The sequence below is a fragment of the Nakamurella deserti genome, assembly GCF_003260015.1.
GTDB classification, from domain to species: domain Bacteria; phylum Actinomycetota; class Actinomycetes; order Mycobacteriales; family Nakamurellaceae; genus Nakamurella; species Nakamurella deserti.
In genome coordinates, this window is the sequence record NZ_QCXS01000003.1 from 851,439 (window position 1) to 864,048 (window position 12,610).

At 71.6% G+C, this 12,610-nt stretch carries 12 protein-coding genes; 4 read left to right on the forward strand and 8 right to left on the reverse strand.

Going from position 1 to position 12,610, the window contains the following annotated elements; translation table 11 throughout:
- Genes DB033_RS17175 through DB033_RS17190 form a run of 4 tightly spaced genes read right to left on the reverse strand, consistent with a single transcriptional unit; the run spans position 1 to position 4,157 of the window.
- Positions 1-873 (reverse strand): ABC transporter permease, encoded by an 873-nt coding sequence (locus DB033_RS17175; protein ID WP_111768075.1) that lies wholly within the window; start codon positions 871-873, stop codon positions 1-3.
- A complete protein-coding gene (locus DB033_RS17180) occupies positions 870-1,796 on the reverse strand; it encodes an ABC transporter permease (protein ID WP_111768076.1) in 927 nt (308 codons plus the stop codon). Before DB033_RS17180 ends, DB033_RS17175 begins: the two co-directional genes overlap by 4 nt.
- Positions 1,797-1,845: 49 nt before the next feature.
- The gene (locus DB033_RS17185) at positions 1,846-2,982 is read right to left on the reverse strand and encodes an ABC transporter ATP-binding protein (protein ID WP_111768077.1); all 1,137 of its coding nucleotides are present in this window, start codon (positions 2,980-2,982) and stop codon (positions 1,846-1,848) included.
- The gene (locus tag DB033_RS17190) at positions 2,979-4,157 is read right to left on the reverse strand and encodes an ABC transporter substrate-binding protein (RefSeq protein WP_111768078.1); all 1,179 of its coding nucleotides are present in this window, start codon (positions 4,155-4,157) and stop codon (positions 2,979-2,981) included. Before DB033_RS17190 ends, DB033_RS17185 begins: the two co-directional genes overlap by 4 nt.
- 311 nt (positions 4,158-4,468) lie before the next feature.
- Here DB033_RS17190 and DB033_RS17195 point away from each other — a divergent pair, with 311 nt between their 5' ends.
- From DB033_RS17195 to DB033_RS17205, 3 genes are read left to right on the forward strand one after another with little or no spacing between them, the layout of a single operon-like run.
- Positions 4,469-5,002, forward strand: a complete 534-nt coding sequence (locus tag DB033_RS17195; protein WP_111768079.1) for an Lrp/AsnC family transcriptional regulator — start codon at positions 4,469-4,471, stop codon at positions 5,000-5,002.
- On the forward strand, positions 4,999-6,363 hold the full coding sequence (locus tag DB033_RS17200; RefSeq protein ID WP_111768080.1) for an aspartate aminotransferase family protein: 1,365 nt from the start codon (positions 4,999-5,001) through the stop codon (positions 6,361-6,363). The genes DB033_RS17195 and DB033_RS17200 overlap by 4 nt, the downstream gene beginning before the upstream one ends.
- Positions 6,363-7,712: an NAD(P)/FAD-dependent oxidoreductase gene (locus DB033_RS17205; protein ID WP_205843967.1), complete on the forward strand. Its 1,350-nt coding sequence runs from the start codon at positions 6,363-6,365 to the stop codon at positions 7,710-7,712. The genes DB033_RS17200 and DB033_RS17205 overlap by 1 nt, the downstream gene beginning before the upstream one ends.
- On the opposite strand, the gene DB033_RS17210 is transcribed toward DB033_RS17205, so the two are convergent.
- Complete coding sequence (locus tag DB033_RS17210) at positions 7,620-8,912, reverse strand: hypothetical protein (protein ID WP_111768081.1); 1,293 nt, start codon at positions 8,910-8,912, stop codon at positions 7,620-7,622. The two genes, DB033_RS17205 and DB033_RS17210, sit on opposite strands and share 93 nt — an antisense overlap.
- Between DB033_RS17210 and DB033_RS17215 the strand changes: the two genes are divergently transcribed.
- Positions 8,820-9,758, forward strand: a complete 939-nt coding sequence (locus DB033_RS17215) for a hypothetical protein (RefSeq protein WP_157970761.1) — start codon at positions 8,820-8,822, stop codon at positions 9,756-9,758. The two genes, DB033_RS17210 and DB033_RS17215, sit on opposite strands and share 93 nt — an antisense overlap.
- 220 nt (positions 9,759-9,978) lie before the next feature.
- Here the strand turns inward: DB033_RS17215 and DB033_RS17220 are convergent, their stop codons facing one another.
- From DB033_RS17220 to DB033_RS17230, 3 genes are read right to left on the reverse strand one after another with little or no spacing between them, the layout of a single operon-like run.
- A complete protein-coding gene (locus DB033_RS17220) occupies positions 9,979-10,566 on the reverse strand; it encodes a hypothetical protein (protein ID WP_111768083.1) in 588 nt (195 codons plus the stop codon).
- A 21-nt stretch (positions 10,567-10,587) separates the two neighbouring features.
- Positions 10,588-11,622, reverse strand: a complete 1,035-nt coding sequence (locus DB033_RS17225) for a hypothetical protein (protein WP_111768084.1) — start codon at positions 11,620-11,622, stop codon at positions 10,588-10,590.
- A complete protein-coding gene (locus tag DB033_RS17230; RefSeq protein WP_111768085.1) occupies positions 11,619-12,569 on the reverse strand; it encodes an ABC transporter ATP-binding protein in 951 nt (316 codons plus the stop codon). The genes DB033_RS17225 and DB033_RS17230 overlap by 4 nt, the downstream gene beginning before the upstream one ends.
- Positions 12,570-12,610: the final 41 nt, after the last annotated feature.

A 12,610-nucleotide genomic window follows, 5' to 3' on the forward strand; every position in this document is an offset into this window, starting at 1 on the left:
TCACCTCGCCCGCCGCGCGCTCACGAAACGGCCGATGACCACGGCCGCCAGGGCGATCAGCAGCATCGCGGTGCCGATCACGTTGATCTGTGGCGGCAGCGCCTTCTTGGCCGCGCCCCACACGAACATCGGGAAGGTGACCTCGGACCCGGAGTTGAAGTTGGTGATGATGAAGTCGTCGAACGACAACGAGAACGACAGCATCGCGGCGGCCACCACACCGGGGAGGATCAGCGGCAGTGTGATGCGGCGGAAGGTCTCCCAGCGGCCGGCGTAGAGGTCCTGTGCGGCCTGCTCCAGCCGCGGGTCCAGGCCGACGAGCCGCGCCTTCACCGTCACGATGACGAACGACAGGCAGAACATGGTGTGCGCGATCCAGATCGTGGTCTGCCCCAGCGGGAAGCCCATGTTGACGAAGAGCACCAGCAGTGACGACCCGACCACGACCTCCGGCGTCGCCATCGGCACGAAGATCAGGATGTTGGCGAGGCCCCGACCACGGAAGCGGTGTCGCACCAGGGCGAACGCCGCGAGGGTGCCCAGGATGGTGGCCGCGACGGTGGAGAGCAGCGCGATCTTGATGCTCAGCACGAGCGAGTCGCAGAGGCCCGCGACGTCGCAGACGTTGGTCCAGGCGTCGAGGGAGAACTGCGACCAGGTGTAGTTGAACGACCCGGCCGGCTTGTTGAACGAGAACACCACGACGACGAAGATCGGCGTGAACAGGTACAGCAGGCCCAGCGAGCCGAAGAAGACCACCGCGTGGTCGCGCAGCCAGCGGCCGAGCCGGGGCGGGGCGGGGGCCGGGGTGGCCTTCGCCGGCGGACGCGGGACGTCCGGCCGGGAGGTCCGCTGGTCCGAGCGGGTGGTCATACGAGCTCCTCGGTGCCGGACCGGCGGACGTAGTAGACGACGAGCGCGACGATCGCCACCATCAGCGAGATCGACAGCGCGGCGGCGTGCGAGTAGTCGCGGATGCGCAGGAACAGAGCATCGATCGCGTTGCCCGCCATCGCCTGTCGGGTCGAGCCGAGGAACGTCGCGTTGATGTAGTCGCCGGCGGCCGGGATGAACGTGAGCAGCGTCCCGGAGATCACGCCGGGAAGCGAGAGCGGCCAGGTGATCCTCCAGAAGCTCTGCCAGGAGCTCGAGTACAGGTCGCCGGCCGCCTGCAGCAGGTTGCGGTCCTGCTTCTCCAGCGACGCATAGAGCGGCAGCACCATGAACGGCAGGAAGTTGTACGTCAGGCCGAGGATGACCGCCAACGGCGTGGCCAGCACCCGGTCGCCGGTGGTCAGCCCGACGAGATCGGTGAGGCCCAGGACGCCGGTCGAACGGAGGAAGTCCACCACCACGCCGTTGTCGGACAGGATGGTCGTCCAGGCCAGCGTCCGGATCAGGAAGCTGGTGAAGAACGGGGCGATGACCAGGACCAGCAACACCGAGCGCCACCGCCCGGCCTTGAAGGCGATCGTGTAGGCCAGCGGGTAGGCGATCAGGATCGTGAGGACCGTGGCCAGGGCGGCGAACCCGAACGACCGGAGGAACTGCGGCCAGTACTGGACCCAGACCTCCCAGTAGTGGTTGAAGCTCCAGGTGAACGAGTAGCCCTGCTCGAGACTGCCACTCTGCAGCGAGGTGTTGAACAGGGTGAGGATCGGCACCAGGAAGAACACGACCAGCGCGAGACCGGCCGGGAGCAGCAGGAAGTAGGGCGTCAGCTTCCGGCCGCGCCCCGGCTCCGGCGGTGGCGTCGCTCCTCCGCCGGTCGGGACGACATGGGCGAGGGCCGTCACCGCGAGCTCCCTGTCGCCGTCGCGCCGGTGCCGGCGCCGGTGCCGGTGCTCACGAGGCGATCTCCGCGGCGAGGGCGACCTCGGCCGCGTTCTCGGCCAGAGCGAAGGTGTGGGCCGGATCCCAGTACAGCGACACCCGGTCCCCGACCCGGCGCAGCGTGGTCGAGGTGTTCTGCGAGAAGACGGTGATCTCCTCGTCGGCCGGGGTGCGGACGAGGTACTGGGTGGACACCCCGATGAAGGACGCGTCGACGATGACGCCGTCGATGACGTTGGTCATCGACGGGGCCTGCCCCTCGTCGGCGATCTGGATCTTCTCGGGACGGACCCCCACCTGCACCGCCGGGCCCTCGGCGTGGGCCCGCGACGCCGGCATCGCGAGCCGGAAACCCTCGCTGTTCACCGTGATCACGTCACCCTCGCGGGCGAGGATGGTGGCGGGCAACAGGTTCGACTGACCGAGGAAGCCGGACACGAAGGCGGTGGCCGGGTTCTCGTAGAGGTCGACCGGTGCCCCCATCTGCTCCACCCGGCCCTTGTTCAGCACCGCGATGGTGTCGGCCATCGTCATGGCCTCCTCCTGGTCGTGGGTGACGTGGATGAAGGTGATGCCCACCTCGGTCTGGATGCGCTTCAGTTCCAGCTGCATCTGCCGGCGCAGCTTGAGATCCAGCGCCCCCAGCGGCTCGTCGAGCAGCAGCACCTTCGGCCGGTTGACCAGGGCCCGCACGACCGCGACCCGCTGCTGCTGGCCGCCGGAGAGCTGGGTCGGCTTGCGCTGGGCGAGGTGCCCCAGGTCGACCAGCTCCAGCATCTCGCGCACCTTGGCGTCGATGCCGTCGACCTTGCGGCGACGCAGACCGAAGGCGATGTTCTCGTAGATGGTGAGATGCGGGAACAGCGCATAGCTCTGGAAGACGGTGTTGACCGGCCGCTGGTGGGCCCGGAGCCGCGCGACGTCGTGGCCGCCGATCTCGATCGAACCGGCGGTCGGCTCCTCGAGCCCCGCGACCATCCGCAGCGTGGTCGTCTTCCCGCAGCCGGAAGGTCCCAGCAGCGCGAAGAACGACCCCTCCGGCACGTCGAGGTCGATACCGTCCACCGCGGCGAAGCTCCCGTAATGCTTCTGCAGGCCACGGATGCGCAGGGCGCCGGAGCCCGCGAAGAGGTCGGGCGTGGTGGTCATCCGCCGGTCAGCTTCGCGAAGGCCTCATTGCACCGGTTCTCCTCTTCCTCACTGAGTTCGCGGAAGACCTTGGCGCGGCCGAGCGTGGCGGCGTCCGGGAAGACCAGCGGGTCCTCCAGGAGCTCGGGCGCCAGCGTCGCCATCTCCTTGTCCACCCCGACGACCGGTGAGATGTAGGAGATGAATTCGGCGGCCTTCGCGGCGATGTCGGGCTTGTAGTACCAGTCGATCAGCAGCTCGGCGTTCTTCTTGTGCGGGGTCCGCACCGGGATGACGAAGTTGTCGCTCCAGAGCGTGCAGCCGGCCTCCGGGACCACGAACTCGAGGTCCGGCGAGTCCTCCTGCAGGCTGATCACGTCGCCGGTCCAGCCGACGCAGGCGACGACGTTCCCGGCGGACAGGTCGGCGCCGTAGTCGTTGCCGGTGAAGCGGCGGATCTGCCCGGAGTCGACCGCGGTCTGCAGCTTCGCGATCGCCTTGTCGAACTGTTCCATCGTGAAGTTCTCGAGGTCGTAGCCCATGTCGAGCATCGTCAGGCCGACGGTGTCACGCATCTCGGTGAGACAGGTGACCTTCCCGGCCAGGGCCGGGTCGGTGAGCATCTGGTCCATCGAGACCACGGACGAGCCACCGAAGGCGGCGGGATTGCAGGCGATGCCGGCCAGTCCCGACTGAAAGGTGATCGAGTGCTTGCGGCCCGGGTCGTAGGAGATCTCCTGCAACGAGGGTGCGAGGTTGGCCTTGGCGTTCGGCATGTTGGCGTAGTCGAAGTCCTGCAGGAACCCGAGCCGGGCCAGCTTGGCGACCATCCAGTCGGTCACCACGAACAGGTCGGCGGCGATGGCCTGCCCGCCGCTGAGCTGCGGCTGGATCTTGGCGAAGTACTCGTCGTTGTCGTTGACGTCCTCGGTGTAGGCCACCGCGATCCCGGTGGCGGCGGTGAACGCCTCCAACGTCGGGTGTTTGGTGGGGTCGGCCTCGTCGATGTCGATGTAGAAGGGCCAGTTGGACCAGGCCACCTTCTTGTCGGTGTCGGAGGAGTCCGTGGCCGGCTGGCTGGTGGCCGGCGCCGCGGCCGGGGTGCTGCACGCCGCGAGGAACGCGGCGGCGCCGCCCATCCCCATCGCCGACATGAAGCCGCGGCGGGAAAGGCCCGGCCTGCGCGGTGCGGTCATCCCCTGGAACCTCGATGCGGCCACAGTTGCTCCTTCTCACGAACGGACGGTGCAGTCGATCGCTGCAACCCTGTCGATTCTCCCGGTGCATCACGATGCCTCGGCACCCACAGGGCCGACGGGGCGATCCGGGGAATGGTGACATCCCCCGTCCGCGCGGGCAACCATCTCCGTCGACCGTCGGCGACCGACGCGCCCGTGCTCCCGCGACTCCGTCGACCATCGCACCAGGCTACGATTTCCGCTGCGTGAACGGTGCGTGACAACGGATTCTGTTGCAGATCCCGAGACAGTGGTGTGAAGATGTCGTTATGACGACCAATTCACCGTCGACGGTCGACGTCGGTCCCGGTTCGGGTCGCCCACTGGCCGAGCGCGCCCGGAAGGGGGACGCGGCGGCGTCATTGGACCCGACCTCGCTGGCCATCATCGAACAGCTGCAGCAGGACGGCCGGCGCCCGTACGCCACCATCGCGGCCGCGGTCGGGCTTTCCGAGGCCGCGGTGCGGCAGCGGGTGCAGCGCCTGGTGTCGTCCGGCGTCGTGCAGATCGTGGCGGTCACCGACCCGATGCAGGTCGGGTTCCACCGGCAGGCGATGGTCGGGATCCGGACCGAGGGCAGCATCTCCGCCGTCACCGAGGTCCTCACGGCGATGCCGGAGGTGGACTACGTCGTGGCGACCGCCGGATCGTTCGACATCCTCGCCGAGGTCGTCTGCGCCGACGACGACCACCTGCTGCACCTGGTGAGCGACCGCATCCGGCTCGTCCCGGGCGTTCGCAGCACCGAGACCTTCGTCTACCTGAAGCTTTCCAAGCAGACCTACACCTGGGGAACCCGATGACCAGCACGCCGACCGCCCGCGCCCACGACCACCTGTGGATGCACTTCACCCGGATGGGGTCCTACGGGCACGCCGACGTGCCCGTCATCGAGCGGGGCGAGGGTGCCTACATCTTCGACGACCACGGGAAGCGGTACCTCGACGGGTTGTCCGGGCTGTTCACCGTGCAGGTCGGGCACGGCCGGCGGCAGCTGGCCGAAGCCGCGGCGAAGCAGGCGGAGAAGCTGGCCTTCTTCCCGATCTGGTCGTACGCCCACCCGACGGCGATCGAGCTCGCCGACCGGCTGGCCGCCGCCGCCCCGGGTGACCTCGACAAGGTCTTCTTCTCCAGCGGGGGCGGCGAGGCCGTCGAGACCGCGTGGAAGGTGGCCAAGCAGTACTACAAGCTGGTCGGCAAGCCCGGGAAGTACAAGGTGATCTCACGCGAGATCGCCTACCACGGCACCACCGCCGGCGCACTGTCGATCACCGGGGTGCCTCCGTTCAAGCAGGCGTTCGAGCCGCTGGTGCCGGGCACCTTCCGAGTGCCGAACACCAACTTCTACCGGGCACCCGAACACCTCGCGGGCGACGAGAAGGCGTTCGGCCTGTACGCGGCCAACCGCATCGAGGAGGCCATCCTGGCCGAGGGGCCGGACACGGTCGCGGCGGTCTTCCTGGAGCCGGTGCAGAACGCCGGGGGGTGTTTCCCGCCGCCGCCCGGATACTTCCAGCGGGTCCGCGAGATCTGCGACCGCTACGACGTCCTCCTGGTCTCCGACGAGGTGATCTGCGCCTACGGACGGCTGGGCACCATGTTCGGGGCCCAGAAGTTCGACTACGTGCCCGACATCATCACCACCGCCAAGGGCCTGACCTCCGGCTATTCGCCGCTGGGCGCGACGCTGATCTCGGACCGGATCTTCGCGCCGTTCGCCGCGGCCGACGTCAGCTTCGCCCACGGCTACACCTTCGGCGGTCACCCGGTGTCGTGCGCGGTGGCGCTGGCGAACCTCGACCTGATGGAGTCCGAGGACCTCTTCGGCAACGTGCTCCGCCACGAGAACGACTTCCGCCGGACCCTGGAGAAGCTCGAGGACCTGCCGATCGTCGGCAACGTCCGCGGCGACGGCTACTTCTACGGCATCGAGCTGGTGAAGGACAAGATCACCAAAGAGACGTTCACACCGGCCGAGAGCGAGCGCATCCTGCGCGGGTTCCTGTCGCACGCGCTCTTCGACGCCGGGTTGTACTGCCGCGCCGACGACCGCGGCGACCCCGTCGTGCAGCTCGCTCCGCCGCTGATCTCCGACCAGGCGATCTTCGACGAGATGGAGCAGATCCTGCGGGGCGTACTGAGCGAGGCCTGGACGTTGCTGTAGTGGTGGCGCCGCTGTGGTGGGAGGGGGTGTCGCGGACGCCGCGGGACCCGTTGCCGGGCGACCGCAGCCATGACGTGGCCATCGTCGGCGCCGGCTTCACCGGACTGTGGACGGCCTGGTACCTGCGCCGCGCCGACCCGTCGCTGCGGATCGTGGTGCTGGAACGGGAATACGCCGGATTCGGCGCCTCCGGGCGCAACGGCGGCTGGGCGTCGGACCTGTTCCCGGTGTCCGACGCCGGCCTGGCCCACCGCTACGGACGGGACGCGGCCCGGGCGATGCGCGGCGCGGTCCGGTCCTCGATCGACGAGATCGAGGCGTTCGCCCGCGGCGCGGCGCCGGGAGCGCACGTCACGCGCGGCGGCGAGCTGTCGTTCGCGCGGACACCGGCGCAGCGGGTCCGGGCGCAGGCCGCGGTCCGCGAATCGGAGCAGTGGGGCGAGGACGTCCGGTGGCTGGACCCGGCCGGGCTGGCCTCGGTCTGTGGCGTCACCGGGGCGCTGGGGGCGACGTTCACCCCGCACTGCGCCGCGGTCGATCCGGGGGCGCTGGTCCGTGGTCTCGCGGATGCGGTCGTCGGGGCGGGCGTCACGCTGCACGAGTCGACGGCGGTGACCTCGATCGCACCGGGCAGGGTGGTGACCGACCGGGGAACCGTGACCGCCGACGTGGTGGTGCGGGCCACCGAGGCGTACACCGCGGGACTTCCGGGCGCGACCCGCGCGCTGGCTCCGGTGTATTCGCTGATCACGGCCACCGAAACGCTGACCGACGCGCAGTCGGCGGCGGTCGGGCTGCTGGACCGGCCGACGTTCGGTGATCACGGCAACCTGGTGATCTACGGGCAACGCACCCACGACGGGCGCATCGTCTTCGGCGGACGCGGGGCGCCGTACCACTTCGGGTCGCGGATCCGGCCGGAGTTCGACGCGGACGCGACGGTGTTCGCGTCGTTGCGGCGGACGCTGGTGGAGCTGTTCCCGGCGCTGCGGGGCATCCGCTTCACGCACGCATGGGGTGGGCCGCTGGGGATCCCGCGGGACTGGCACGCCTCGGTCGGCTTCGACCGGGCGAGCGGGACCGCCTGGGCCGGCGGCTACGTGGGCGACGGCGTGAGCACCAGCAACCTGGCCGGCCGGACGCTGGCCGACCTGATCACCGGCACGGGGTCGGAGCTGGTCACGCTGCCGTGGGTGAACCACCGGTCGCGCCGGTGGGAGCCGGAGCCGCTGCGATGGGCGGGCATCAACGGGGGGCTACGGCTGGCGGCGCTGGTGGACCGGCGCGAAGCGGCGACCGGCCGACCGTCGCGGCTCGGCACCGTGCTGGGGGCGTTGACCGGGGACTGAGCCGGTCCGCGCCCCGGGCCGGGCGCGCAAGGGCCGATAGGCTCGGTGCGCTGCACGAACCGATGAGAGGACCGCCCGACCATGCCCCGACCGCTGGACGACGACGACTCGGACGGCGCCCGCGGGGGTCGCCTGCGCCGCTGGGGACGGTCCCTGATCGGCCGTGGCCGCGAGGAACAGGCCGCCGAGGAGGCGGCCGACGCCGCCGCCGCCGAGGCCGCGCGCGAGCAGGCCGAGCGGGACGCCGCCGCCGAAGCTGCGGCGGCCGCCGCGGCGGCGCAGGCCGCCGAACGTGAGCAGGCCGAACGCGCGGCCGCGGCACGGGAGGCCGCCGACGCCGAGGAGCGGCGCCGGGCCGAAGCGGCCGCTGCCGCGGAAGCGGAAGCCGCGGCGGTCGCCGAGCGCGACGCCGCCGCCCGGGCCGAGGAAGCGGCCGCTGCGCTCGAGGAAGCCATGCAGGCCGCCGCCGACCGGGAGGAGCTCGCGCGCGCCGAACGCGCGGAGACCGAACGCGCACAAGCCGAACGCGCACGCGAGCAGGCCGCCCACCGCGCCGCGCAGGAGGCGGCCGAGGCCGCCGACCGGGAACAGCTCGCGCGCGCCGAGCACGCGGAAACCGAACGCGCACAAGCCGAACGCGAACGCGAGCAGGCCGCCCACCGCGGCGCGCAGGAGGCGGCCGAGGCCGCCGACCGGGAACAGCTCGCGCGCGCCGAACACGGGGAAACCGAACGCGCACAAGCCGAACGCGAACGCGAGCAGGCCGCCCACCGCGCCGCGCAGGAAGCGGCCGAGGCCGCCGACCGGGAACAGCTCGCGCGCGCCGAACACGCGGAAACCGAACGCGCACAAGCCGAACGCGCACGCGAGCAGGCCGCCCACCGCGCCGCGCAGGAAGCGGCCGAGGCCGCCGACCGGGAACAGCTCGCGCGCGCCGAACATGCGGAAACCGAACGCGCACAAGCCGAACGCGCACGCGAGCAGGCCGCCCACCGCGCCGCGCAGGAAGCGGCCGAGGCCGAGGAGGCCGCCGCAACGCATCGCCGCGCCGACGAGCAGGCAGCGCGCGAGGCCGCCGACCGCCGGGCCGCCGAGCAGGCGGCAGCGGTGGAAGCCGGCCGCGCGGCCGACGAACGCGCCCACGCCGCGCGGGCCGAGCGCGAGCAGATCGCCGAACGCGAGCGCGAGCAGGCCGCTCACCGCGCCGCCCGGGAGGCCACCGAGGCCGCCGACCGGCAGGCCGCCGAGGTGGCGGCGGCCGCCGAGGCCAGCCGCCTCGCGGCCGAGCGCGCCGCCCAGGAGGCGACCGCCCGTCAGGCTGCGGAGGTCGCCGCCGCGGAGGAGGCGAGCCGCCGGGCCGCGGCCGCCGGCGAGCAGGAGGCCGCTGCGCGTCAGGCCGCCGACGTCGCCGCGGTCGGGACACCCGCGTCGGCCACGGTGTCGGACGCGCACGTCCCGCCGCCGTTGAGGGAGCGACCGGCGGCGACGCTGCCACACGAGTCGGTGTTCGTGCCCTGGACGCCCGGGCCCAAGGGTGGCCGCATCGTGCTCGACAAGCTGGACGTGGCCACGAACCGCCGACTGGTCAACGCGGCCCTGGTCGAGGGGATCAACGCCGAAGGTCCCATCCACATCGAGCGTCTGGCCCGGTTGATCGCCGCGTCGTTCGAGGTGCGCAAGTTGTCGCCCGGCCGGGTCACCGACATCGCCGCGGTGATCCCGAAGTCGACCGTTCGCACAGAGGACGGCACGGTGTGCTGGCCGGCCCGGGTGGACCCCGTCGGGTACGAGGGTTTCCGCAGCTCCCCGGAACCGGAGCTCCGGCCGACCGAGCACATCCCGCGCCACGAGCTGGCCAACGCGATGCGCGACGTGGTCACGCTGCAGGGACCGACCGCGGTGGCCGAGGTCTTCGGGATCACCCGCCGCATCTTCGGCGGGAAGCGGGTCACCGCCAACGTCGAGGCCCGCATGGCGGCGGCCCTCGACGAGGCGGTCACCGAGGGGCGCCTCGCACGCGACGGGGACATCGTCAGCGTCGGCTGAGGCTCGGGCGACGCCGGTGGTCCTCGACGGGGATCGCGACGGGCCGGGCGGCACGCTCCGGTCCAGTGCCCGATCGGCGTCGTGACGGGGGCCAGGGCGGGACGCTCCGGTCCAGTGCCCGATCGGCGTCGTGACGGGGGGCGGTCGTCGGGTTGCGGCAGGCTGCCGCCGTCGCCGGCCGGGCCATGCCACCGGACCTCACCCCCGACCCGCGCTGTCCTCACCCCCGCCGTCGCCGCACCGCCCACAGACCCCCGACCAGCAGCACCATCCCCACCGCTGCTCCGACCGCGGTCGGCCACCACACGGCCCACCCACCCGGCTCGCCGCCGTCCATGGCTCCGCCGTCCGGCGGGGTGCGCGCGATGGCCGTCGTCGCGGCGTTCGGCGGGTGGCCGGCTCCCAGCACCGCCATCACCTCGGGCGTGATGTCGCCGGTGGTGGCACCGCACAGGCCCACGGTGGCGGCGGCGTCGGGGACGACCAGGTACCGCCGGCCGGGCTCGAACGACATCCCGCACGCCGACGCCTGATGGTGCGTGGACACCGTCGTCGTGGGGGCGACCTGCCCGCGGTAGACCGTCTCGACCCGCAACTCCCACGTGTCGTAGCCGGTCCCGTCGGCGTCACCGGCATGGTCGGGACCACCCGCCGCCGTCGCGGTGAAGACCGTCGTCGACCTCGGGTCCTGCACCATCTCGACGAGCGGTCGTTCCACGCACGAGCACGCCCAGGCCGGCACCGGCGCCGGCACGGTCGCCAGCCCGGCCACCATCACGGCGAGCAGCAGTGCCCAGCGGACCCTCATGACCTTCCCTCCGGTCGGACCTCAGGTGATGTCGCGCCGCCGGAACAGCGCGACGGACACCGTGAGCACCACCACCGCGTAGGCCAGCAGCACGATCCCGCCGTGCAGGTTGGACACCGGGATGAGCTCGGGGTCGAGGTTGCCGGTCTGCTGGTCGTAGACCGGGTCCCCGTACACGGTGATCCCACCGTCCTGCACCCACGCACGCAGGCCGACGGTGAACTGGTACGGCTGCAACCGCGGGCTGATGCCGCCCAGGACGGTCTCGACGACCGCGAAGTACACGAACGCCACCCCGAGAGCCGCCGCGGTGTTGCGCATCAGGTTCGCCAACCCGAACCCGAGCACGGCCATCGGCACCACCAGCAGCGCCGCCCGCACCGACACCTGCAGCGTCGTCGGCCAGAACGCGTCGGCCGACGATCCCAGTGACGACACCGGCAGGCCCCGCTGCGACATCAACAGGCGTGCGGACGACAGCCAGATCGCCTGCGCGACGAACGCCAGCACCACCACGAGACCGAGCAGCGTCAGCAGCTTGGCCCCGAGCAACCGCAGCCGCCGGGGCTCGAAGAACAGCCAGGCCACGATGTTGCGGCTGGACCACTCGGCGCCGATGACGGTGGACGCGAGGACGAAGGCCGCCATCGCGACGGCGATCCCGACCGCCGACGTCAGGCCGGGTACCTGTTCCGGCGTGAACGGACGGGCGTCGAGGAAGTAGTCGAGCGGGAAGCTGTCCACGGTCGGCGCGACGCCGCAGGTGTCGCTCGATTCGCCGGCGGCCAGGCACGCGTCGACCGACCGCTGGATCTCGACGACCTGCTGGTCGCGCGCCACGGTGGCCTGCGCGTAGTCGGCCTCGGTCGGCTGCGCGTGCTGCGACCAGATGAACGCCATCGCGACGAGGTAGCCCACCGCGGAGACGAGCAGCAGCACCCGGGTGAACCGCCGGGCCGACAGCCGCCGCCACTCGGTCGCGAGCAGCCGGTTGAAGGTCGGTGCCTCCGCGCCGGGACCCGCCGTCGCAGACCCGGAGGTGTCGACGGCGGTCACGCGGCCACCTCGGCCGCGGCCGACGGACCGGCCGCGGATCCGGGCTCACCGGTCAACGTCAGGAACACGCTCTCCAGGTCCGCCGACACCGGTGACAGCTCCGACAGGTAGAGCCCGGCGTCGCTGAGCGCCCGGGTGATCTCGGCGGCGTCGGTCACGCCACCGACCCGCAGGGTGGCGTCGTCCCGGGTGACCGTGAACCCCCGGGCCCGCAGCACGTCCGCGCCCGACGCGAGGTCGCCGACCCGGACCCGGACCTCACCGCTGCTCCCCGCGGCGAGCAGTTCCGCGACGGACCCGGACGCGATGACCGCGCCGTGCGACATGATCGCCACCCGGTCGCAGACCTGCTGGACCTCGGCCAGCTGGTGCGACGACAGCAGCACCGTGCGGCCACCGGCCCCCAGCCGCACGATGAGCTCCCGCACCTCCTTGATGCCGGCGGCGTCGAGCCCGTTCCCCGGCTCGTCCAGGATGATCAGCTCCGGGTCCTTCAACAACGCCGCCGCGATGCCGAGGCGCTGTTTCATGCCCAGCGAGTAGCCCTTGACCCGGTCGCCGGCGCGGCCGCTCAGGTCGACCAGCTCCAGCATGGCGTCGACCCGGGACGTCGGCAGACCGGTCGCGGAGGCGAGCAGTTCGAGGTTGCGGCGCCCGCTGAACTGCGGGAAGAACAACGGCGTCTCCACCAGCGCACCGACCCGGCCGATGACCGCCGGCAGGTCGGTGGGGATCGGCCGGCCGAACATCGTCATGGTGCCGCCGTCGGGGCGGGCCAGGCCGAGCAGCAGCCGGATGGTCGTCGTCTTGCCGGAGCCGTTGGGCCCGAGGAATCCGAAGACACCACCGGCGTCGACGGTCAGGTCCAGCCCGCGGACCGCGTGCTCGGGCGGCTTGTTGAACCGTGTGTAGGTCTTCTGCAGACCACGGATCTCGATCACTGCCATCGGAGTCCCCTCGTCGGTCGCCCCACTATGTCAGTGATCGG

What these genes read in the sequence shown, in the direction of transcription:
- DB033_RS17175 (WP_111768075.1), bottom strand. Translation starts at nt 873, where the DNA reads ATGACCACCCGCTCGGACCAGCGGACCTCCCGGCCGGACGTCCCGCGT.
- DB033_RS17185 (WP_111768077.1), bottom strand. Translation starts at nt 2,982, where the DNA reads ATGACCACCACGCCCGACCTCTTCGCGGGCTCCGGCGCCCTGCGCATC.
- DB033_RS17190 (WP_111768078.1), bottom strand. Translation starts at nt 4,157, where the DNA reads ATGACCGCACCGCGCAGGCCGGGCCTTTCCCGCCGCGGCTTCATGTCG.
- DB033_RS17195 (WP_111768079.1), top strand. Translation starts at nt 4,469, where the DNA reads ATGACGACCAATTCACCGTCGACGGTCGACGTCGGTCCCGGTTCGGGT.
- DB033_RS17200 (WP_111768080.1), top strand. Translation starts at nt 4,999, where the DNA reads ATGACCAGCACGCCGACCGCCCGCGCCCACGACCACCTGTGGATGCAC.
- DB033_RS17220 (WP_111768083.1), bottom strand. Translation starts at nt 10,566, where the DNA reads ATGAGGGTCCGCTGGGCACTGCTGCTCGCCGTGATGGTGGCCGGGCTG.
- DB033_RS17230 (WP_111768085.1), bottom strand. Translation starts at nt 12,569, where the DNA reads ATGGCAGTGATCGAGATCCGTGGTCTGCAGAAGACCTACACACGGTTC.